The 22,899-nt window shown below is 66.4% G+C and carries 17 protein-coding genes; 8 read left to right on the forward strand and 9 right to left on the reverse strand.

Annotated elements, in window-relative coordinates; genetic code table 11:
• Window positions 1-57: 57 nt before the first annotated feature.
• Window positions 58-1,566, reverse strand: coding sequence for a DUF2125 domain-containing protein (locus KY389_RS01375; protein ID WP_219828930.1), 1,509 nt, complete (start codon window positions 1,564-1,566; stop codon window positions 58-60).
• A gap of 73 nt (window positions 1,567-1,639) precedes the next feature.
• Between KY389_RS01375 and KY389_RS01380 the strand changes: the two genes are divergently transcribed.
• Window positions 1,640-2,260, forward strand: coding sequence for an enoyl-CoA hydratase/isomerase family protein (locus KY389_RS01380; protein WP_219828931.1), 621 nt, complete (start codon window positions 1,640-1,642; stop codon window positions 2,258-2,260).
• Window positions 2,261-2,288: 28 nt separating this feature from the next.
• Here the strand turns inward: KY389_RS01380 and KY389_RS01385 are convergent, their stop codons facing one another.
• The 3 genes from KY389_RS01385 to KY389_RS01395 form a co-directional block, all read right to left on the reverse strand.
• A complete protein-coding gene (locus KY389_RS01385) occupies window positions 2,289-2,717 on the reverse strand; it encodes a hypothetical protein (protein WP_219828932.1) in 429 nt (142 codons plus the stop codon).
• A gap of 87 nt (window positions 2,718-2,804) precedes the next feature.
• A complete protein-coding gene (locus KY389_RS01390; RefSeq protein ID WP_219828933.1) occupies window positions 2,805-4,211 on the reverse strand; it encodes a sensor histidine kinase in 1,407 nt (468 codons plus the stop codon).
• Window positions 4,204-4,908 (reverse strand): response regulator transcription factor, encoded by a 705-nt coding sequence (locus tag KY389_RS01395; RefSeq protein WP_219828934.1) that lies wholly within the window; start codon window positions 4,906-4,908, stop codon window positions 4,204-4,206. Before KY389_RS01395 ends, KY389_RS01390 begins: the two co-directional genes overlap by 8 nt.
• Window positions 4,909-5,089: 181 nt before the next feature.
• Between KY389_RS01395 and KY389_RS01400 the strand changes: the two genes are divergently transcribed.
• From KY389_RS01400 to KY389_RS01430, 7 genes are all read left to right on the forward strand, one after another.
• Window positions 5,090-6,331 (forward strand): ABC transporter substrate-binding protein, encoded by a 1,242-nt coding sequence (locus tag KY389_RS01400; protein ID WP_219828935.1) that lies wholly within the window; start codon window positions 5,090-5,092, stop codon window positions 6,329-6,331.
• Between the two features lie 71 nt (window positions 6,332-6,402).
• A complete protein-coding gene (locus KY389_RS01405) occupies window positions 6,403-7,275 on the forward strand; it encodes a carbohydrate ABC transporter permease (RefSeq protein ID WP_219828936.1) in 873 nt (290 codons plus the stop codon).
• Entirely contained in the window at window positions 7,265-8,119 is an 855-nt protein-coding gene (locus KY389_RS01410) for a carbohydrate ABC transporter permease (protein ID WP_219828937.1), read from the forward strand. Before KY389_RS01405 ends, KY389_RS01410 begins: the two co-directional genes overlap by 11 nt.
• 3 nt (window positions 8,120-8,122) lie before the next feature.
• Window positions 8,123-9,229, forward strand: a complete 1,107-nt coding sequence (locus KY389_RS01415; RefSeq protein ID WP_219828938.1) for an ABC transporter ATP-binding protein — start codon at window positions 8,123-8,125, stop codon at window positions 9,227-9,229.
• 12 nt (window positions 9,230-9,241) lie between these two features.
• Window positions 9,242-10,177, forward strand: a complete 936-nt coding sequence (locus KY389_RS01420; RefSeq protein ID WP_219828939.1) for a glucokinase — start codon at window positions 9,242-9,244, stop codon at window positions 10,175-10,177.
• Between the two features lie 108 nt (window positions 10,178-10,285).
• The gene (locus tag KY389_RS01425) at window positions 10,286-12,157 is read left to right on the forward strand and encodes an autotransporter assembly complex protein TamA (protein ID WP_219828940.1); all 1,872 of its coding nucleotides are present in this window, start codon (window positions 10,286-10,288) and stop codon (window positions 12,155-12,157) included.
• Window positions 12,157-16,638 carry a translocation/assembly module TamB domain-containing protein gene (locus tag KY389_RS01430; RefSeq protein ID WP_219828941.1) on the forward strand — a complete coding sequence of 1,494 codons (4,482 nt, stop codon included), beginning with the start codon at window positions 12,157-12,159 and terminating at the stop codon, window positions 16,636-16,638. The genes KY389_RS01425 and KY389_RS01430 overlap by 1 nt, the downstream gene beginning before the upstream one ends.
• Here KY389_RS01430 and KY389_RS01435 read toward each other — a convergent pair.
• The 5 genes from KY389_RS01435 to KY389_RS01455 form a co-directional block, all read right to left on the reverse strand.
• Window positions 16,632-17,957 carry an ABC1 kinase family protein gene (locus KY389_RS01435; RefSeq protein WP_219828942.1) on the reverse strand — a complete coding sequence of 442 codons (1,326 nt, stop codon included), beginning with the start codon at window positions 17,955-17,957 and terminating at the stop codon, window positions 16,632-16,634. The two genes, KY389_RS01430 and KY389_RS01435, sit on opposite strands and share 7 nt — an antisense overlap.
• A gap of 458 nt (window positions 17,958-18,415) precedes the next feature.
• Window positions 18,416-19,900 (reverse strand): glycerol kinase GlpK, encoded by a 1,485-nt coding sequence (glpK, locus tag KY389_RS01440; RefSeq protein WP_219828943.1) that lies wholly within the window; start codon window positions 19,898-19,900, stop codon window positions 18,416-18,418.
• A 66-nt stretch (window positions 19,901-19,966) separates the two neighbouring features.
• Window positions 19,967-21,670 carry an ABC transporter substrate-binding protein gene (locus KY389_RS01445; protein WP_219828944.1) on the reverse strand — a complete coding sequence of 568 codons (1,704 nt, stop codon included), beginning with the start codon at window positions 21,668-21,670 and terminating at the stop codon, window positions 19,967-19,969.
• A 76-nt stretch (window positions 21,671-21,746) separates the two neighbouring features.
• Complete coding sequence (locus tag KY389_RS01450) at window positions 21,747-22,022, reverse strand: DUF2160 domain-containing protein (protein WP_219828945.1); 276 nt, start codon at window positions 22,020-22,022, stop codon at window positions 21,747-21,749.
• A gap of 12 nt (window positions 22,023-22,034) precedes the next feature.
• The gene (locus tag KY389_RS01455) at window positions 22,035-22,895 is read right to left on the reverse strand and encodes a carbohydrate ABC transporter permease (RefSeq protein ID WP_219828946.1); all 861 of its coding nucleotides are present in this window, start codon (window positions 22,893-22,895) and stop codon (window positions 22,035-22,037) included.
• Between the last annotated feature and the right edge of the window lie 4 nt (window positions 22,896-22,899).

A 22,899-nucleotide genomic window follows, 5' to 3' on the forward strand; every position in this document is an offset into this window, starting at 1 on the left:
TGACGAAAAAAGGCCGGGACTGGTCGCCCCGGCCGGTCCGTTATCCGGCAATGCCGGTCACTTGACCTGCTGGCCGTTCGCGAAGATCGAGCCGTCCTGCCGGAACTCCATCTCGGTGCGCAGGCGGTTCTGGTCGCCATCGACCGGGCGGGCGAACATGGCCATCATCATTCGCGTGGCCATCACCTGATCCTGCGGCACGACACCCATCGCGACCAAAGTATCAAGCAACGTGTTCACGCCGGTGAAATCGCCGGTCAGGCGGCCCTCGGGCGCGGTCGGGTCATCGCCGAAGGTCAGCGCGCCCGTCACCTCGGCCGTGGCGCCCACAGCGGCGAGCCCGATGCGGTTCACGTTCAGGCTGAGCGGCATCAGAGGCGGCGTCTGCGCCATCTGCTGATCGGCGTCCAACAGATCGCTGGTCAGCATCAGCTTGCCATCCACGTCAATGTTCAGGCTGGCCGGGTCGCGGGGCATCTGCCCCTCGGGGTCGAACATCGACCACAGCGAATCGTCCAGCGTCACCCGGTCCAGCACATAGCGCAGCGCGAAGGGCTGCGGCTGGTCGCTGGCCAGAAGCGGCATCGCGATCCGCATGGCGGCTTCGGCGATGTCGTAGGACATGGTCATGCCCATGGCCGGATCTTCGGTCGTAACGGACATGCCGGTGCCGGTGCCGGCGATCTCCACACCCTCGGCGGACAGTTTCACGGCAAAATCGCTGCTGGCTGCGGTGAAGCGGCCATTGCCCTGTTCGGACTCTCCAAGGTCGTTGGTGGTGTCGCTGGCGAAGCTGCCGGCGACCGCGCCTGTGGTAAAGGACAGATCCGCCATCATCCCCGCCCGCAACGCCGCCGCAGGATCGGTGTCCATGCTGGTGCCGTCGCCAGGGGAAACGCTGGTCCCGGTCAACGCCAGCGCCTCGATCCGCAGATTGGCTTCAACGTTCTGTGCCGGAAGCTCGCCCTCTTCGGGCTGAGCGGCGGCAAAGGTCAAATCAGTGCTTTCGGCGGTGAAGCTGAAATCCTGCTCATTGCCCCCGTTCTCGCGCAGTCGGATTGCCTGACTGCCCTGCAATCCGTTCATGGTCAGGACCAGCGGCGTCTGGCCGTCCAGATCGGTTGTTGTCCCTGTCAGACGCAGTTCGGGCACCATCATGACATGGCGCATATCCTCGATGCTGCCGCTGGACAGGGTCTCGTTGCCCGGCATCTGAAGGACCAGATCCATGCCGCTTTCCTCGCCGGACGGATCGGTAAAGCGGCCGGTCATCGTCATGTCGCCCTCGATGGTCGAGCGGACCTGATCGCTGGTCTGGGCCTCGAAGATCATGCGCGGTATCGTCATGACAAAGCTGCCCTCGGCCTCGGGCGGGGCGCTGAGGGCAACGTTCTCAAGCACCAGTCGTCCGGCGCTTTCATCGCGGTTGCCGATTTCGACCAGCGTGCCGGAATCCGCAAGGCTGCGTTCGATATTCGCCCAGACATCGGCCGGAGCCAGATCGGCAAGGGCCGCGCCGGATCCGAGTATCAGCGCAAGCGCCGATGTTGCAATGGGACGAAACATGGCGGATACCTCTCCAAGGACAAATGCAACATGATTTCTGGCACAGGCAGGGCCAAAGGGAAAGAGGCAGGGCATGATCGGCAGCACGCGCCTTGCGGGTGGCGAATTGGCGCTGATTACCATTGACCGCCCGGGCAAGGCCAACGCCCTGACCGAGGAAATGTTGCGCGCCCTGATCGCCGCCTTTGACCGGGCCAGGGCCGACCGCGTCAAGGCGGTCATCCTGACCGGGACCGGCAAGACCTTTTCCGCAGGCGCCGATCTGGATGCCGCGCGGGCCGGGCTGGCGCAGTCGGACCTGTGGGCGACCTTGTCGGGGCGGGTGGCTTCGATGCCTTGCCTGACCATTGCGGCCCTGAACGGCACGATGGCGGGCGGTTCCTTCGGAATGGGCCTAGCCTGCGACATAAGGCTTGCCGTCCCCGAAGCACAATTCTTCTATCCGGTCATGCGTTTGGGTTATCAGCCGCCGCAGGGCGACCCCGAGCGGCTGGCCGCGTTGATCGGCCCGTCGCGGGCGCGTCTGATCCTGATGGGCGGTGCCCGGGTTGCCAGCGACGAGGCGCTGTCATGGGGCCTGATCGACCGCATTCATGACGGCGACGCGCTGCTACCTGCCGCGCAGGATCTGGCAGCAGCGGCCTTGTCGGCGTCGGCCGATCACGTGGCGGCTCTGAAGGCCCGACTGGCATGACGGAGCCAGCAAGGCTTGTGCGACCGTGTCAGAAGCCGAGGCTGCTGTAATAGACCTCGGCCTCGCGATCAGTTGTGTAGCCCACGCCCGAGGCGATGATGCAGCTGGTATCGTCGCCGCGCGGTGCCACGACACTCCAGGTGCCAAGGATGTCCGAGGCCCAGAGCTCGGTGCCCTCGGCGCCCGCGGTGACGACCACTTCTTCGGCAAAGTCATGCCGCAGTGTAAAGGCGATCTCGTCGTCGCTGGCGCAATAGGGCTGGTCCTGCGTGGTCTGGGCGGACAAGGGCATGTCCTCGATCAGACGCAGCAGGTCCGGGGCGGGAATGCCGGCCATGGCGGACCAGCTTTCGACCGCGCCTCCGGGGCTGGCCTTGGCGGCAGCGGGCAGGACCGACAGCAGCGCGACGCTGCCGGCCAGTCCGAGGCGGGCGATGCGGTTGGCGATGCGGTTCATGGTCTGGCCTTTCTGTTGCCGTTCGGTCAGGATTGACAGCCGAAAAACGCAAGGGCCCGAAAGGCAGTTCCGGTGACGTAGGGTCAGTCACGCCCAGTTGCGGCACAGATGCAGGCGCGCGACCAGCCCCTGTCCCTCGCGCAGGAAGTCCAGCCGCCCGCCATGCTGCGCTGCCACGGTCGAGACGATGGCAAGGCCCAGACCGACCCCGCTTGCACCCTCGGCATTCTCGCCGCGCTGGAAGGCGCCGGTCAGGCGCGCCAGGTCCGTATCGGACAGGGCCGAGCCGCGATCAATCACACTGATGCGGGCATCGTCGGCATCGGCCTCCAGCGTGACATCGGCGGAATGGCCGTATTTCAGCGCGTTGTCGATCAGGTTCGTCAGCGCCCGCCGGATCGAGGTGGGCTGCGCGCGCATCAGGATGGCCGGGTTCTCGACCAGGGGCCGGGTGATCGCGCGGGCGAACAGCGTGCCCGATGGCGCGGCGCGGGGCGGTGCAAGGCGCAGCGTCACCGGCAGGCCGACATCCTGGTAATCGGCCACGACCGCCTCGACCAGCGAGGTCAGAGAAATCTGGCGGAACGGCTCGGCGCCGATCTCGGCGCGGGTATAGGTCAGCACGCCGTCGATCATGCTGGTCATCTCGTCAATGTCGTGTTCCAGCCGGGCGCGCAGGGCTTCGTCCTCGATCAGCGCGCTGCGCAGGCGCAACCGGGTGGCGGGCGTGCCCAGATCGTGGCTGACCGCCGACAGGACCAGCGCCCGGTTTTCCAGCGCGGCGCGGTCCTGCGCGACATAGGCGTTCACGGCCTCGGCGGTCTGGCGCAATTCCTCGACGCCGCTCACGGGCAGGTCGGCACTGCGGGCGCGGTGGTCGCGCAGCGCGGCGGCAAAGGCCGAAAAGGCGCCCGACACCTCGGCCACCCAGCCCAGAAGCGCGACCAGCGCGCCGATCGCCACCGCCCCGGCCAGCAGGCGCCTGTCCGCAGGGGCCGCATCGCAGCCCCAGACCGGAGCCCCGTCCACCCGGATCCAGGGCCCCGATCCTGTCTGCACATAAAGCTGCGGCTGGCTGCAGAATTGCGCCAGCGTCCGCGTGACCGAGGCCAGCCCCGCCGCCTGCCCGGTCCCGCCCAGGCTTTGAACCCGCGCCACAGGATACTGGATGTCGGGCGAATGAACGCGGATCGACAGGCGCAGCCCCTGCGACAGGTCAGGCCGCCCGCCGCCGGTCAGCGTCAGCACCGTCTCGTGCCAGCCAGGTGCCAGCGGAGGTGGCTCGCGCAGCGGGGTCAGCGTCGTGCCGGGCGGGGTCGGCCCGCCGTTCAGCAGGCTGTCATGCAGCGCCAGCCCCGTCACATAGGCCCGCGACAGGTGATCGCGCCATGCGGCATCGCTGGAGGTCCACAGCCAGGCCGCGCCGGCCCCGGCCAGCATCGCCAGCACGACCCACAGGCTGGCCAGAAGCCGCAGGCTGGGCCGCCTAGTCATCCGCCCGGGTCACGTCGGCGGCCAGCACATAGCCGACCCCGCGTTCGGTTCTGATCAGGCTGGCATCTGTCTTTTGCCGCAGACGGCCGACCAGCATGTCGATCGCCCGGCCCTCGGCGGCCTCGTCATCATCAAGGGCGGCGGCGATCTCTTCGCGGGTCAGGGGGATCAGCGGATTGGCCAGAAAGACGCGCAGCAGCGCGGTTTCGCGCGCCGACAACGTGACCTGCCAGCCGCCCGGCGCCGTCACCTCGTCGCGCCGTGCGTCATAGCGCCAGCCGCCGAAGCGCAGGACGCTGTCGCGGCGGCGGTGGATCAGGCTGGGCGCCCTGCCCGCCCGGCGCAGAACCGCCCGGATGCGCGCCAGCAGCAGGTCGGGGTTGAATGGCTTGGCGATGTAATCGTCGGCGCCGACCGCGTATCCGGCCATGCGCTGATGATCAGCCGACAGGGCACTGACCATGATGATCGGCACGTCCTGCGCGGCGCGGATCTCGGCGCACAAGGCGACGCCGTCGTCCCGGCCCAGGGAAACATCCAGAAGGATCAGATCCACCCGCCCTGATTTCAGCGCCGCCAAAGCGCCCGCGCGGCTGTCGGCCAGCGTGACATGCAGCCCCTGCCGTCGCAGATAGGCGGCCATCATGGCGGCCATGTCGGCGTCGTCCTCGACCAGCAGCAGACGATGCAGGCTCATTCGGTTCCCCCTCGGCGGATCGTCATGGCAGGGTCGCGCGGTTTTTGTAACAGTATGTAACGAAGCGCCGCGAAATCTGCCAGTTGCATGGCCGCCATGCATTGCACGAAAGCCCGGTTTTTCGGCATTTTCCTCATCAGGCAGGGCCAAGGCCCCTGCACCGGAAGATCTGGGAGGATCCATGACGCTGAAAACCGTTCTGGCGGCCTCGGCCGCCGTGATGATGGCTGGCCCTGTGCTGGCCAATCCGCAGGCCGAAGTGCTGCATTGGTGGACCTCGGGCGGCGAGGCCCGCTCGGTCGCCGTCCTGCAGGAGCAATTCGCCGCCGAGGGTGGCACCTGGACCGACATGCCTGTGGCGGGCGGCGGCGGCGACGCGGCGATGACCGCCCTGCGCGCCCGCGTCCTGTCGGGCAATGCGCCGACCGCCGTGCAGTTGAAAGGCCCGGCGATTCAGGAATGGTATGAGGAAACCGGCCTTGCCGACATCAGTGCCGTGGCCGAAGAGAACGGCTGGGCCGATGTCCTGCCTGCCCAGATTGCCGAGCACATGAAATGCGAAGGGAAGTGGTGCGCCGCGCCGGTGAACGTGCACCGCGTCAACTGGATCTGGGGCAACAAGCAGATCCTGGACGAGCACGGCATCGAGATGCCGACCACCTGGGAGGAATTCAACGCCGCTGCCGAGAAGCTGCAAGAGGCCGGTGTCACGCCCCTGGCCCATGGCGGTCAGGCCTGGCAGGACGCCACCGTCTTCGAGACCGTCGTTCTGGGCATCGGAGGGCCGGAATTCTTCCGGCAGGCGCTGGTCGATCTGGACCCCGAGGCGCTGACCTCGGACACGATGAAGCAGGTCTTTGACCAGATGCGCGTGATTCGCGGCTATGTCGATCCGAACTTCTCGGGTCGCGACTGGAACCTGGCCACCGCCATGGTCATGAACGGCGAGGCCGCCTTCCAGATCATGGGGGACTGGGCCAAGGGCGAGTTTCTGGCGGCCGGAAAGGAACCCGGCACCGATTTCGTCTGTGCGCAGACGCCCGGCAACGGCTTCCTTTACAACGTGGACAGCTTCGCCTTCTTCAACGTGGATGGCGACGACAAGCAGCAGGGTCAGGCCCTTCTGGCGCGTCTGATCATGGGCAAGGACTTCCAGAAGACCTTCAACCTGAACAAGGGCTCGATCCCGGCACGCACCGACGTGGCGCTGGACGAGTTCGACAGCTGCGCCGTCGCCTCGGCCGAGGCGATGAATGCGGGCGCCCAGGACGGTTCGCTGCTGCCCAGCTATGCCCACGGCATGGCGCTGCGTGGTGCGCAGGCCGGTGCGATCACCGATGTCGTAACCGCGCATTTCAACAGCGACATGTCGTCGGATGACGCCGTGCAACAACTGGCCGACGCCGTCGCCAACGCGATGTAATCCCGGCCCGACTGCCCCGCGCCATGCCGCACGGCCCTTGGCGCGGGGCTTTTTCTTTGGGGATGCCTGACATGGAATGGCTTGAACGCAACGTGCCCAAGCTGGTCTTGGCGCCGTCCTTCGTGGCAATCCTGGTCTTCGTCTATGGCTTCATCGCCTGGACCGCCTGGATCAGCTTTACCCGCTCGCGGCTGATGCCGCGCTACGAACTGGACGGCTTCATCCAGTATGAACGCCTTTTCGCCGCCCCGCGCTGGGATGTGGCGATGAACAACCTGTTCATCTTCGGTGGACTTTTCATTCTGTTCTCGATGGTCATCGGCCTCGTGCTGGCGATCCTTCTCGATCAGAAGATCCGGGCCGAGGGCGTCTTGCGGACGATCTACCTCTATCCCATGGCGCTGTCGCTGATCGTGACGGGGACGGCGTGGAAATGGATCCTCAACCCCGGGTTGGGCTTGCAGGAGATGGTGCGCGGCTGGGGATTCGAGAATTTCACCTTCGACTGGCTGATCCGGCCCGACATGGCGATCTACACGATCGTCCTGGCCGCCGTCTGGCAGGCATCGGGCTTCGTGATGGCGCTGTTCCTGGCGGGACTGCGCTCGGTCGATACCGAGATCATCCGCGCCGCCCAGGTGGACGGTATCCCGACCCACCGCATCTATTCGGCGATCATCATCCCGACCATGGCGCCGATCTTCCTGTCGGCCTTCATCGTGCTGGCGCATCTGGCGATCAAGGCCTTCGACCTGGTCATCGCCCTGACCGGAGGCGGCCCCGGCTATGCCACCGATCTGCCCGCGACCTACATGTATGCCATGGCCTTTTCGCGCGGCGATCTGGGTCAGGCGGCCTCCAGCGCGATGATCATGATGATGGTCGTCTTCGCCATCGTGGTTCCCTATCTCTACAGCGAATTGAGGCCGCGCCGTGACCAGTAACACCGTCCTGCGTTGGGGCCTTTACGGCATCCTGATCCTGTTCGCGGCCTTCTACCTGATGCCGCTGTTCGTGATGCTGACCACCTCGCTGAAAAGCCTGGAGGAAATCCGCACCGGCAGCCTTCTGGCCCTGCCGCGCGAGATCACCTTTGCCCCTTGGGCCGAGGCCTGGTCCACCGCCTGCGCGGGCACCCAGTGCGAGGGGCTACGACCCTTCTTCTGGAACAGCGTTCTGATGGCCGTGCCAGCGGTCGCGATCTCGACCGTGATCGGTGCCCTGAACGGCTATGTCTTTGCTCAATGGCGCTTCAAGGGCGCGAACCTGTTCTTCGCGATGATCCTCTTCGGCTGCTTCATCCCCTTCCAGGTCGTGCTGCTGCCCATGGCGCAGATGCTGGGATTCATGGGGCTGGCGGGCACCATCCCGGGGCTGATCTTCGTCCATGTGATCTACGGCATCGGCTTCACAACGCTGTTCTTCCGCAACTACTATGTCACCATCCCGCAGGAGCTGGTCCGCGCGGCCAAGGTCGATGGCGCGGGGTTCTTCCGCATCTTCTGGTCGATCTTCCTGCCGCTCTCGCTGCCGATCATCACCGTCTCGGTCATCTGGCAGTTCACGCAGATCTGGAACGACTTTCTTTTCGGCGTGTCGTTCAGCGGGCCGGGCAGCCAGCCCGTGACCGTCGCGCTGAACAACATCGTCAACTCCACCACCGGCGTCAAAGCCTATAACGTGGACATGGCGGCTGCGATCATCGCGGCCCTGCCCACGCTTCTGGTCTATGTCGTCGCCGGCAAATACTTCATCCGCGGCCTGACCGCCGGCAGCGTCAAGGGATAAGCCATGCCCATTCTCGAAATCGAACACCTGCAGAAAGCCTATGGCGACACCCACATTCTGCACGACATCAATATCTCGATCGAGCCGGGCGATTTCCTGGTTCTGGTGGGGCCCTCGGGTTGCGGCAAGTCCACCTTGCTGAACTGCATCGCCGGGCTCGAGCCGATCACCGGCGGCACGATCCGCATCGCCGGCCGCGACGTGACGGGCGTCAGCCCCAAGGATCGCGACATCGCGATGGTGTTTCAGTCCTACGCCCTTTACCCGACGATGAGCGTGGCCAGGAACATCACCTTCGGGATGCAGGTCCGCGGCGTGGACAAGGCCACGCAGGAACGCAAGCTGGCCGAGGTCGCGCGGCAATTGCAGATCGAGCCGCTTCTGAACCGCAAGCCCGGCCAGCTGTCGGGCGGCCAGCGCCAGCGCGTCGCCATGGGCCGCGCCCTGGTCCGCGACCCCGCGCTGTTTCTGTTCGACGAGCCGCTGTCCAACCTGGATGCGAAGCTGCGCGTCTCGATGCGGACCGAGATCAAGAAGCTGCATCAGGATCTGAACGCCAGCATCGTCTATGTCACCCATGACCAGATCGAGGCGATGACCCTGGCCACCAGGATCGTGGTGATGAAAGGCGGCGTGATCCAGCAGATCGGCACCCCGGCCGAGATCTACAACAAGCCCGCCAACATGTTCGTGGCCGATTTCATGGGCAGTCCGGCGATGAACCTGATCCCGGCCCGCGCCCGCGCCGAGGGCGGACAGACGCGGATCGAGATCGACCGCCCCGGCGATGCGCCCTTGGTCATCGTCGATCCGGTGGCCCGCGACCTGCCGACCGAGATCGTCCTGGGTGTCCGTCCCGAGGATATTCACGAGGCGACGGGCAATGCCCATCTTCCCGGAACCGCGCAGGCTGCAAGCAGCGACGTGCTGATCGAGATCGTCGAACCCGCAGGCGCCGACACCTTTGCCGTCACCCATCTGGGCGGCAAGCCGGTCACGGCGCGGCTGCGTGCGGAAAGCGCGGTTCAGGCGCGCCAGCCCTTTCCGCTGGCATTCGACCTCTCGAAAGTGTCGTATTTCTCGCCTAAGGATGGCCAGAGGCTGAACTGAGAGGGACCGGCGATGGCGATGCTACTGGGCGATGTGGGCGGCACCAATGCCCGTCTGGCGATTGCGCGCAACGGCGTGATCGACCAGACGACGGTGACGCGCTTCAAGGGTGACGATTTCGCCAGTTTCGACGATGTCGTGCGCCGCTTCATGGCGCAGCAGCACCAGCCCCATATCTCGTCGCTTTGCATTGCGGTCGCCGGGCCTGTCAGCGGGGGTCGCGCCTCGCTGACGAACCGCGACTGGTCCTTTGACGAACAGAACTTGGCGCGGCTGACCGATGCCGACCATGTGCGGCTGATCAATGATCTGACCGCGCTTGGCTATGCGACCCCGGCGCTGAAGGGCGAGGGTCTTTCGGTCTTGCGCCCCGCCCCCGAAGATCGCGCCCGCAACGGTCAGGCGCTGGTCGTCGGGCTGGGCACGGGCTTCAACGTCTGCGCAGTCCGCGTGCTGCCCGGCGGCGCGATCACCGCGCTGGAGGCCGAAGAGGGTCACACCCACCTGCCCGCCAACATCATGGCGCGCCTGATCGACCGCGTCGGCGCCGAAGCCGCTGCCGGATTCTTCTCGACCGAAGAGACCTTTGCGGGGCGCGGCCTGTCGCGGCTACACGCGGCAATGACGGGCTTGGAGCCTGTCCGCAGCGAGCAGATCGCCGCCGCCGCCGAGGCGGGCGATGCGGCCGCGAACGAGACCTATGATTTCTTCGCCGAGCTGGTCGGGCTTTTGTGCCGGGAACTGGCCCTGCGCTTCATGCCGCTGGAGGGGCTGTTCCTTGCGGGCAGCGTCGGGCGCAGCATCGCGGGCCGGATGGATCGGTTCACCCTGGCCTTCCTGTCCAAGACCCATATGCGCCACATCCCGGAAAACGCGCCGGTTTTCCTGATCCGCGACGATATGGCGGCGCTGCATGGCTGTCTGGCGGCGCTGACCCAGCCCGGTTGATGCCGCACGAAGGTTAAGCAAGAAGCCGCCTTTTCGCCGTGGAATTGCTGGATTTCACGGGCTGATCCTGTTTCAATCGGTCCCAAGAAGAAACGGGCGGGCAGGGTGATGCGGCGAATTCTGGGAATGGTGCTGGCGGTTTCGACTGTGCTGGCAGGTCTGGGCCTTGTGGCGGGCGATGCACGTGCACAATCTTCGTGGCCCTTTTCCGGCCTCTTCGGTCGCGATGGGGAAGGTCCGGTCGTGCTTGACATCACCGTGACCGGCGGCGATGCGGGGCTGGAACGCGCCTTTCGCAACACCTCTCTGATCGCGGGCGCGCTGGCCGAGGATCGGATCTCGGGTCAGGACATCCTTGCGGCGGCGCGGGCGGATTATGCGCGTATCCTGGGCGTGCTTTATGACGAAGGCTATTACGCGGGCGACATCAGCATTACCCTGGATGGGATCGAGGCCGCCGAGGTCGCACCTCTGGATGCGCCAGACCTGGTGCGCCGGGCGGTTATCGCCGTGGATCCCGGCCCGCGCTTCCGCTTTTCGCGCGCCCAGATCGCACCGGTCGCGCCGGGCAGCGACATTCCCGACGGCTATGCGGCGGGCGAGGTGGCCGGCACGGGCACGATCCGCCGCGCAGCCCTGGCAGGCGTCGCTGGCTGGCGCAGCGCGGGCCATGCCAAGGCCGACATCGCCAGCCAGGAGATCACCGCCCAGCACGACAGCGCCACGGTGGACAGCCGCATCGCGCTGAATCCTGGCCCCGCCGTGCGCTTCGGCCAGTTGCAGGTCAGCGGCAATCAGCGCCTGAACGAACGGCGCCTGCGAAAGATCGCGGGCTTCCCCGAGGGCCAGCCCTTCGACCCCGAGGATCTTGACACCGTCCGCAGCCGCCTGCGCCGCACCGGTATCTTTTCCTCGATCACCCTGACTGAGGCCGACGACCTGCGGCAGGGCAATATCCTCGACGTGGACCTGACGGTGATCGAACAGCGCCCCCGCCGCATCGGCGCGGGCTTCGAGATCTCGAACACGGACGGGGTTCTGGTCTCGGCCTACTGGATGCATCGCAACCTGCTGGGCGGGGGCGAAAGGCTGAGGATCGAGGGCAGGGTCAAGGATATCGGCTCGACCACCAGCGACCGCGACGACCAGCTGACCTTGCGGATCGACCGGCCCGCGACGATCACCGCCGACACGACTGGCTATGTCGAAACCGACATCGCTCGGATGCGCGAAGAGGATTACAGCGAGGACAGCGCCAGCCAGTCCTTGGGCTTTATCCACATCTTCAATGACCGCCTGACCGCCGGCATCGCCGGGCAATACCGCATCAGCCGCGTCTTCGACGCCAATGGCCGCACGAATTTCCGCGTCCTGGCGCTGCCCTCGGATGTGATCTGGGATCGCCGGGACGAGCCGAACAACGCCAGAAGCGGCACATGGCTCAGCGCCGAGATCATGCCGTTCCATGGCTTCGACGACACCGATTCCGGCTTGCGCGCGCTTGGCGAGGGGCGGGCCTATGTCTCGTTCGGGGAAAACGACCGCTTCACGCTGGCCACGCGCGGACGGCTCGGCACGATCCTGGGCAGCGACATCCGCCGCACCCCGCGCGGCTTCCTGTTCTATTCGGGCGGCGGCGGCTCGGTCCGGGGGCAGCCTTATCAAAGTCTTGGCGCCGATGTGATCACCACCCGCATGACTGGTGAGACCATTCGCACCGGCGGCATGAGCCTGGCCAACGCCACGGCCGAACTGCGCTTTCAGGTGCGCGACCGGATCGGCATGGTCGCCTTCGCCGATTACGGGCGCGTCTGGTCCCAAGGCGGCTTCGACGGGATCGAGCGCGATCATGCCGGCGCCGGAATCGGCCTGCGTTATGACACCCCCATCGGGCCGCTGCGCTTCGACGTGGCCGGGCCGGTCGCGGGCGACACCGGCAGCGGTGTTCAGTTTTACCTTGGACTTGGGCAGGCTTTCTGATGCGGCGCTTGTGGATATTGGTCTTTGGCCTGATCTTTCCGTTGGCCGTTCTGGCGCAGAGCGCCGCCGAACTTTCCGCCGAGATCGAGGATGATCGCGGCTTTCTGACCGGGCTTCTGGAACGCAGCCTGTCGGGCGCCGGACGGACCGTCGTGATCGAGGGCTTCCAGGGCGCCCTGTCATCCCGCGCGACCTTTTCGGAGATGCGGATTGCCGATGATGACGGCGTCTGGCTGACGCTCCGCGATGGTGCGATCCAGTGGAACCGCAGCGCCCTCTTGCGGCGCCGCATCGAGATCGCGGAACTGACCGCGCGCGAGATCCTTCTGCCCCGCCTGCCCGCTGGCGAGGACGGCGCAATTCAGGCCGAGGCTCCGGTCTTTGCCTTGCCTGAACTGCCTGTTGCCGTGAATATCGAACAGATCCGCGCCGAGCGCGTCGCCCTGGGCGAAGCGGTCATCGGAATCGAGGCTGCCTTGCGGATCGACGGGGCCATGAGCCTGGAGGGGGGCGAGGGCGAGACGCAGCTGAACGTCACCCGGCTGGACGGGCCGCGCGGCCAATTCGTGCTGGACAGCGCCTTTTCCAACGAGACGCGCATCCTGCGGCTGAACCTCGCGCTGGACGAGGCCGCGAATGGCATCCTGGCGAACCTGATCGACCTTTACGAGCGCCCCGCCCTGACCGCGCAGATCAGCGGCGAGGGGCCCTTGTCGGATTTCGCCGCCGATATCCGGCTGGCCACCAACGGCCAGCCCCGGATCACCGGCCGGATCAGCGCCAATGAGCGCCCTGACGAGACCGGCACCCCCGGAACCGCGTTCTCGGTGCAGATCGGGGGCGATGTCGCCTCGCTTCTGCGCCCCGACGATCGCGTGTTCTTCGGCCGCGACACGCGGCTGCAGGCCGAGGGCTGGCGCGCCGAGACGGGCCGGATCGAGCTGCCGCAGCTGAGCCTGCAGACCGAGGCGCTGAGTGTGACCGGCTCGCTTTCGACGAACGATCAGAACGCGCCGCAGCTTGCGGAATTGCAGATTCTTCTGGGCCGCGACGCGAATGCGCCGGTCCTGCCGGTTCCCCTGCCCTTCGCCGATGCCGGAACGACGGTCGATTCCGGGCGGCTGCAATTGTCCTATGACGCGGCCGAGGGTCAGGGCTGGACCCTGACGGGGCGGGTCGGGCAGGTGGACCGGGGCAATCTGATGATCGGCCAGCTTCTGCTGGATGGCGGCGGCGAGATTGTGCTGGATGATGGCGCCCTGGTCGAGGTCACGGGCGGGCTGTCCTTTGGTGCGGCGGGGCTGGCCTTTGCCGATGCCGGACTGGCCCAGGCAGTGGGCGACGAGGTGCGGGGTCGCGCGCGGTTCAATTTCACGCCGGGCAACGTGCTGGATATCCATGACGTGCGTCTGGACGGGGCCGATTTCGGCGTGAACGGCGATTTTCTTGTCGCGGGTCTGGCCAGCGGCATCACGCTGTCGGTCGATGTGACGGCGCGCCACCAGGATCTGTCGCGGCTGTCGCTGCTGGCCGATCGCGATCTGACCGGCAGCGCCGAGGCAGAGCTGAACGGCTATTATATCGTGCTGAACCGGGCCTTTGACCTGGATGCGCGCATCACCGCGACGGATCTGACACTGGACCAGCCCCAGCTTGACCGCCTGCTGGGCGGCGGCTCGGATATCGTGGTCGAGATCCGGCGCGACGAGACCGGGATCGAGGTCGAGGAACTCAGCCTGTCCGCCGCCCGCGTCACGCTGGACGCATCGGGGCGGATCGACAGCCTGTCCAGCGATCTGGTCGCGCAGATCTCGATGCCCTCGCTGGCCGAGGCCGATCCCGATTTCGGCGGCAGCCTCATGGCCGAGGCGCGGCTGAACGGCCCAAGCGGCCAACGCCGCCTGACCGTCTCGGGCGAGACGATGGACCTGCGTATCGGCATCGACGCGGTGGACCGCGCGCTGGCGGGCATGACGAACCTGACGCTGATCGCGGGCCAGACGCCGGACGGTTATCAGCTGGACAGCTTCCGCTTCGCCAATCCGCAGATCACCGCCTCGGGCGAGGGGGTCTTTGCCAAGGGCGCGCTGGACGCGACCGCCGATATCGCCCTGCCCAGCCTGTCAGCCCTGGACCCGCGCTGGAGCGGCGCGCTGGCCGCCCGCGCCCGCCTGACCGATGAGAACGGCCGCCGCATCATCGACCTGACCGGCCAAGGCACCGACCTGTCGTTCGGACAGGGCAATGTGGATGGCGCGCTGACCGGGCGCACCGATCTGCGCGTCTTGGCCGATCAGGCCGAGGGCGTCCTGACCCTGCGCGATGTCCGCATCACGAATGACCAGTTGCGCGCCACGGCGACGGGGCAGGTCGGCGAGGGGGTCACGGATCTGGCCGCCGAGCTTCAGGTCGATACGCTTGCGCCATTCGGCCCCGGTTGGCGCGGCGCCTTGACCGCGACAGGCACGTTCCGCGAGGCGGGCGACGGCATCCGGCGGCTCAGCCTGCGAGGCACGGGCCGCGATCTGGCGCTTGGACAGGCGCAGGTCGATGGCGCGCTGGCCGGTGAGACGCAGCTGACGCTGGAGGCGACCGAGGCCGAAGGCGTGCTGTCCTTGCAGACCGCGCGGATCAGCAATCCCCGGCTTCAGGTCGATGCGACGGGCCAGCTTGGCGACGGCGCGACGGACCTTGCCGCGACCATCGCGGCAGGCGACCTGCGCTTTCTGGGCAATGGCATCGCAGGCGCACTTCAGGCCCAGGCACGGGTGCTGGATCAGGGCGGGCAACGTCTGATCACCGCCAACGGCAATGCCAGCGGCCTGCGCGTCGGACAGCCGCGCGTCGATCCGGTCCTGACGGGGCAGACGGTCTTTGATCTGGCGGCACGGCAGGATGCGGCGGGGCTCAGCCTGCAACGCTTGCAGCTTCGTAACCCGCAGGTAACGATCGAGGCCAGCGGCGATCCGGCCACGGGGCTTCTGCTGGACGGGCGGCTTGCCAATCTGGGGTTGATCGTTCCGGAATTTCCCGGCCCCGCGACTTTGCGCGGCACCTTGCGCGAGGATGGGGCCAATCTGGTCATGGACCTGAATGCCACCGCGCCGGGCAGCGTGGATTTGCGCATCGCGGGCGTGGCGGCGCGCAATGGGCAATCGGCCGATCTGGCCATCACCGGACGGGCGGATTCCGCGCTCGCCAATACCACGCTGCGGACCCGCAGCCTGTCGGGGCCGCTGGCGATCAACCTGCGCCTGACCGGACCCCTGGCGCTGCAATCGCTGTCGGGGCAGGTCGCCCTGTCGCAGGGGCAATTGTCCGATCCGGGGTTGGGCATCCGGCTTGAGGGGGTCAATCTGGTCGCGGCTTTTCAGAACGGTCGGCTTCGGCTGGACGGGGGTGGCGGTTTCGCCGCGGGCGGCAGTATCTCGGTGTCCGGCCCCGTCGATCTGCAAGGCGGCGCGCTGGATCTGTCGGTTGGCCTGAACCGGGCGGTGCTACGCGATCCGAACCTTTACGAGACGCGCCTGGACGGGGCGCTCCGCATCTCTGGCAACCTGGCGGCGGGGCCGCTGGTCTCGGGGCGGATCGTCCTGGACGAGACCGAAATCCGCATCCCCTCGACCGGGCTTGGCGGCGCGCGGGGCATTCCCGACATCCGCCATGTCGGCAACCAGCGACCTCCGGTGCGCGCCACGCGCGCCCGCGCGGGGCTGGAGGGCTATCCCAGCCCGGCCGCCGCGGCCGCGGGGCTGGCGGGTCCACCTGCGGTTCCGGCGCGCAATCCGCCGCGTCTCAACCTGTCCATCGAGGCGCCGAACCGCGTCTTTGTGCGCGGTCGCGGTGTCGATGCCGAACTGGGCGGCGGCTTTCTGGTGCAGGGCACATCGCGCAATGTCGTGCCGGTCGGCAATCTGCAGCTGATCCGGGGCCGCGTCGATCTGCTGGGCAACCGCTTCAACCTGACCGAGGGCTTGATCGAATTGCAGGGCAGCCTGATCCCGGTCATTCGCCTTGTGGCCGAAACGCAGCGCGACGGGATCACCACCCGCATCGTGATCGACGGAGAGTTGCGCGAGCCCGATATCCGGTTCGAATCCTCGCCCGAACTGCCCGAGGAAGAGGTTCTGTCCCAGCTTCTGTTCGGGCGGGGCCTCGACACGATCACGCCCCTTCAGGCGGCGCAGCTGGCCAATGCGGTCGCGGTGCTGGCTGGGCGCGGCGGGGCGGGGATCATCGGCAACCTGCGTGACAGCGCGGGGCTGGACGATCTGGACCTGACGACCGATGCCGACGGCAATGTCGAACTGCGCGCGGGCCGCTACCTGAGCGAGAACGTCTATACCGATGTCTCGGTCGGGGAAAGCGGACGCAGCACGATCAACCTGAACCTGGACATCACGCAAAGCCTGCGGGCGCGGGGTTCGGTCGGCAGCGACGGCAGCAGCAGCCTCGGCGTGTTCTTCGGGCGCGATTACTGATCGCTGTAGGGCGCGACCAGCGCGCCCAGATCGACACGCGCGCGCAGCCGCGCCAGCAGCAGGTAGAGCCCGCCGAACTTGCGGTGCAGGAACAGGATCTCGGGCGGGGGCATCTCGGCCCGGTCGCGGCTTTGAGTAATCTTCATCACCATTTCGGCGATGCGCTGCGGGATGTCGGTGCCGGCCAGGTCGAACAGGCCCTGACGGCGCAAGGGGCCGAAGGCCAGTTCCATCATGTCCAGCAGCAGCGCCTTGTGCGCGGGCTGGGTATCCTCGCGGAAATAGCCGATGGCGATGGCGGCCTCGTCGATGGCCTTGCGGTCGTCCTGCAAGGCGGCGCGCAGCAGGCGGCGATATTGCGGGCCGACATGGTCCGAGAAACTGCGCGTCGCGCCGAAATCCAGCAGAACCAGCCGACGGCTGTCCGGTTGCCAGCGGTAATTGGCGAAATTCGGATCGGTTTGCATCAGGTTGAAGCTGAACAATTCCTCAAGCACCAGGCGGGCCAGGGCATGGGCGGCGCGATCCCGGACGGGCTGAGCCTCGTCGGCCAACGTCTCGATGGGGCGGCTTTCGATGAAATCCATCGCCAGCACGTCGCGGCGGGTGAATTCCGGGTCGGGCCGGGGCAGCAGGAATTCGGGCCGCCCGGCCAGCGCCTCGGCGTAGCGCAGCATCTGGCGGGCCTCGTGTTCGTAATCGGCCTCGGCCTTCAGCTGGGCGCGAGCCTCGTCCAGCAGGGGCGGCAGGTCGATCCCCTTGGGCAGCAGGCCCGGCATCCGCAGCAGCAGGGCAAGGTTGTCGATGTCGCTGTCGATACTGGCGCGGATGCCGGGATATTGCACCTTGATCGCCAGATCGCGCCCGTCCCTGGTCTGCGCGCGGTGCACCTGCCCGATCGAGGCCGAGGCGATGGGCCGCGTCTGGAACCGCTGAAAACGCGGCAGCCAGCCCTCGCCCCAGGCGCGATCAAGCTGGGCCCGCAACTGCCGCGGTGGCATCGGCTCGGCATCGGCGCGCAGCCGCGACAGGATCTGCGTCAGTTCGGGCGGCAGGAAATCGCCTGCATCCATCGACAGAAGCTGCCCCATCTTCATCGCCGCACCGCGCATCCGCGACAATTGATCGGCCAGCCGCATCGCATTGGCTGGCGTCATCAGCAGATCCTGCGCACGCGGTCGTTCGCCCTGCGCCAGCCGCGCCATGCCCGAGACCAGCGCCCTGCCCCCGATCCCGCCCGCCAGCGCCCCCATCCGCAAGGCGCGGGACAGCCGACTCGAAGGGACCGCGCGGCCGATATGGTCATCTTCCTCACTCATGCGCGGGCCAGCGGGCTCGGGCCGACGGCCTGGACATCATGCCAGCCGTCCCCTGCGTCAAGCAATTCCAGCGGCATCGGCGCCGGCGCGCGGCCAGGATAGGCGCGCAGGAAAAGCCCGTCCCGCCTGCGCCGAGGATCATGACATCGTTGACGCTGTGGACCTGATCCATGATGTTTGTCCTGGCGGGCTCTTGCGGCCTGATCAGCACAGGCGCAGGTGTGAAAGGCAAGTGGGATTTTTGTCGCCCCCCCCCGCGTCACGCGTCAGGCCTTTGCGGGCCGAGGCGGCTATCGACTTTCGGAATGGCGGGTGCAAGAATACGCTCGATGACCAGGCGGCTGGCCAAGACTGGCCTTGGTCAATCCAATCGGGCCTCTGGAGCGCGGAGATACCTGCACGGCTGCATTGCTGTGCCTGGGGTATCGCAGACATTCCCAGTCCCGCGCGATGGCGGGTCAGGAACAGACGCCGATTGTGGCCTGAATTGCGCGGCGCCATTCATCCCGGCGCTTGGCGCGCAGTTCGGCCGAGATTTGCGGCTCGAAGCTGCGTTCCAGCGCCCATGAGCGCGCGAAGCCAGCGGCATCGGGATAGATCCCCTGCTGCTGTCCGGCCAGCCAGGCCGCGCCCAGGGCGGTGGTCTCGGTGATGCGGGGGCGGTCCACCCGTGCGCCGATGATGTCCGAAAGGAATTGCATGGCCCAGTCCGAGGCCGCCATCCCGCCATCGACCCGTAGCGCGGTTTGGCCGTCGCCCTGCCAGTCGGCGCGCATCGCCTCCAGCAGGTCCAGCGTCTGGAAGCCCACGCTCTCCAGCGCGGCGCGGGCCAGTTCGGCGGGGCCGGAATTGCGCGTCAGCCCGAAGATCGCACCCCGGCATTCGGGCTTCCAGTAGGGCGCGCCCAGCCCGGTGAAAGCCGGGACAAGGATCACGCGCTGGCTTTCATCGGCGCTTTCGGCCAGAGGCTGCGTCTCGCGTGCCTCGCGGATGATCCTGAGCCCGTCGCGCAACCATTGCACCACCGCGCCCGCGATGAAGATCGAGCCTTCCAGCGCATAGGTCGGCTTGCCGTCCAGTTGATAGGCGATGGTCGTCAGCAGCCGCTGGCTGGAGACGACGGGCGTGTCGCCGGTGTTCAGCAGGGCAAAGCAGCCCGTGCCATAGGTCGATTTCATCATGCCGGGCTGGAAACAGGCCTGGCCCAAGGTCGCCGCCTGCTGGTCGCCCGCGACGCCTGTGATCGGGATCGGGCGGCCGAAGAGATCGGGCCGGGTCGTTCCGAAATCGGCCGAGCAATCGCGCACATCGGGCAGCATGGATTGCGGGATGCCGAACAGGTCGCAGATGGTCGCCGACCAGCGGCCCTTGTGGATATCGTAAAGCATCGTGCGCGCCGCATTGGTCGCGTCGGTCGCATGGACCGCCCCGCCGGTCAGCCGCCAGATCAGCCAGCTATCCACGGTGCCAAAGGCCAGATCGCCCGCCTCGGCGGCGGCACGCGCGCCCTCGACATGATCGAGGATCCACTTGACCTTGGTGGCCGAGAAATAGGGATCGACCAGCAGGCCGGTGCGGGCGGTGATCATGTCGCCATGGCCGGCCGCTTCCAGTTCGCGGCAGAATTCGGCGGTGCGGCGGTCCTGCCAGACGATGGCGTTGTGAACCGGCTTGCCGGTCTGGCGGTTCCAGACCACGACGGTTTCGCGCTGGTTGGTGATGCCAATGGCGGCGATGGGCGGATTGCCGGCCTTTTCGATGGCCGCGCGGCAGGTGGCGGCAACGGTCGCCCACAGATCCTCGGGGTCGTGTTCGACCCAGCCGGAGCGGGGGAAATGCTGCGGAAATTCCTCTTGCGCGCTGGAGCGGACAGTCATGTCGGCGTCGAACAGGATCGCGCGGGACGAGGTCGTGCCCTGGTCGATGGCAAGGATATGGGTCATGGTCTTCCTCGGGGCGGGCTGAAAAAGGGGCGCGGACAACCGCGCCCCAAGCCTATCGCGCAGGGCTTATTGCTGCCAGCGCTGGATCAGTTCTTCATAGGCGATGGTCACCGGTTCGGGCTTTTCGTTCTCGAGCTTGGGTTTCGGCGCGCCTTCGCGGTCCAGCCAGACCTGCGGATCCTCGGGCTCGTTCAGGACCGGGCCCAGATCGCCTTGAACGCCCGAACGCTGCAGACGCTCCAGCACGGCTTCCTGCTGCTCGCACAGCGCGTCCAGCGCCTCTTGCGCGGTCTTGGCGCCCGACGAGGCGTCACCGATGTTCTGCCACCACAGCTGCGCCAGACGCGGGTAATCCGGCACGTTCAGGCCGGTATCAGACCAGCGTGTGCGGTCGGGCGAGCGATAGAACTCGACCAGTCCGCCCAGCTTCGGCGCGCGTTCGGTGAAGCTGTCGTGACGGATCGAGCTGTCGCGCACGAAGGTCAGGCCGACATGGCTTTTCTTCGTGTCCACAGTCTTGGACACGATGAACTGCGCGTAAAGCCAGGCGGCCTGGGCGCGATCCACCGGGGTCGATTTCATCAACGTGGCCGAGCCCACATCCTGATAGCCGACCTTCATCCCCTCTTCCCAGTAGGCGCCATAGGGCGAGGGCGCCATGCGCCATTTCGGTGTGCCGTCCTCGTTCACGACCGGCAGACCTTCCTTGACCATGTCGGCGGTAAAGGCGGTGTACCAGAACATCTGCTGGGCGATGTTGCCCTGAGCGGGGACAGGCCCGGCTTCCGAAAAGGTCATGCCCGCCGCCGCAGGGGGCGTGTAGTTCTTCAGCCAGTCGATATATTTCTCGATCGCATAAACGGCGGCCGGGCTGTTGGTCGCCCCGCCGCGCGCCACGCAGGAGCCCACGGGCTGATAGTTTTCGTTGACGCGGATGCCCCATTCATCGACCGGAAAGCCGTTGGGTTCGCCCTTGTCGCCCATCCCGGCCATGGACATCCAGGCATCGGTAAAACGCCAGCCCAGCGACGGATCCTTCTTGCCGTAATCCATGTTGCCCCAGACCGTCTGGCCGTCGATCTCGCGCCCGGTGAAGAACTTGGCGATGTCCTCATAGGCGGACCAGTTCACGGGAACGCCCAGTTCGTAGCCGTATTCCTCGCGGAAGGCGGCCATGATCTCGGGATCGGTGAACCAGTCGTGGCGGAACCAGTAGAGGTTGGCGAATTGCTGGACCGGCAGTTGGTAAAGCTTGTCGTCCGGACCGGTGGCCGAGGCCAGGCCGATGAAATCGTCCAGATCCAGGTTCGGGTTGGTGAAATCCGCGCCCTCGCCTGCAATCCAGTCGGTGATGTTGCGGACCTGCTGATAGCGCCAATGGGTGCCGATCAGATCCGCGTCGTTGATATACATGTCATAGATGTTCTCGCCGGTCTGCATCTGGGTTTGCAGCTTCTCGACGACATCGCCTTCGCCGATCAGGTCATGGGTGACCTGGATGCCGGTGATGGCGGTGAAGGCTGGCGCCAGGACGCGGGCTTCGTATTCGTGGGTGGTGATCGTTTCCGACACCACATTGATCGACATGCCGCGCAGAGGCTCGGCCGCGTCGATGAACCACTGCATCTCGGCTTCCTGCTCCTCGCGGGTCAGGACCGAGAGGTCGCCGATCTCGGCATCGAGGAACGCGCGCGCGGCCTCGATATCGGCGAAGGCGGGGCCGGTCAGAGCCAGCAGGACCGCCGTGGTGGACATAAGTTTCAGGTTCATCTTTCCCTCCCTGTGAACCGTCGAGGTCAGTCTTGACGGATGGCCGGGCCCCTCACACCCGGCCATCCCGACCTTGTCACACCCACCGGAATACGGCAGCGGCATAGACAAGGCAGATCAGCAGCGCCCAGGGCTGCATCGCCGCCCCCATCACCCCCAGCCAGGCCAGGTTGATGAAGGCCGAGCCCAGAAGCGTGATGAACAGGCGGTCGCCCCGCGTCGTCTCGATCCCCAGCACGCCGCGGCGCGGCGTCTCGGGGAAGCGGATCGCCAGCACCGTGAAGGTGACCAGCAGCAGGGCGATGATGATGAAGAAGATCGCGGTGGGTTGGGTCCATGCCATCCAGGACATAGCGGGCCTCCGTTACACGCGGCCCAGGGCAAAGCCCTTGGCGATGTAGTTGCGGACAAAATAGATCACCAATGCGCCGGGAATGATGGTCAGGACGCCGGCCGCGGCCAGAACGCCCCAGTCGATCCCCGACGCGCCAACCGTGCGCGTCATCGTGGCCGCGATCGGCTTTGCGTTCACGCTGGTCAGCGTGCGCGACAACAACAGCTCGACCCACGAGAACATGAAGCAGAAAAACGCCGCTACCCCGATCCCCGACGAGATCAGCGGCATGAAGATCTTCACGAAGAAGCGCGGAAAGCTGTAGCCGTCGATATAGGCGGTCTCGTCGATTTCCTTGGGCACGCCGCGCATGAAGCCTTCCAGGATCCACACCGCCAGCGGCACGTTGAAGAGGCAATGCGCCAGCGCCACCGCGATATGGGTGTCGAACAGGCCCACTGAGGAATAGAGCTGAAAGAAGGGCAGCGCAAAGACCGCAGGCGGCGCCATGCGGTTGGTCAAGAGCCAGAAGAACAGGTGCTTGTCGCCCATGAAGCGATAGCGGCTGAAGGCATAGGCCGCCGGCAGGGCCACCGTGACCGAAATCACCGTGTTCATCACCACGTAGATCAGGCTGTTCACATAGCCCATATACCAAGTGGGATCGGTCAGGATCGTGACGTAATTCTGAAAGGTCAGGTTCTGCGGCCACAGGCTGAACGTGCCGGTGATCTCGGCATTGGTCTTCAGGCTCATGTTCAGAAGCCAGTAGATCGGCAGCATCAGAAACAGCAGGTAAAGTCCGATGACAATGGCGCTTGCGCTGACGCGCGGCAGGGTGCGGCTGCGGCTGCGGGGCGTGGCGGCGGCGGTTGCAGTCAGGTCGGCCATGGCG

It is taken from the genome of Paracoccus bogoriensis, assembly GCF_019431455.1.
Lineage (GTDB): Bacteria > Pseudomonadota > Alphaproteobacteria > Rhodobacterales > Rhodobacteraceae > Paracoccus > Paracoccus bogoriensis.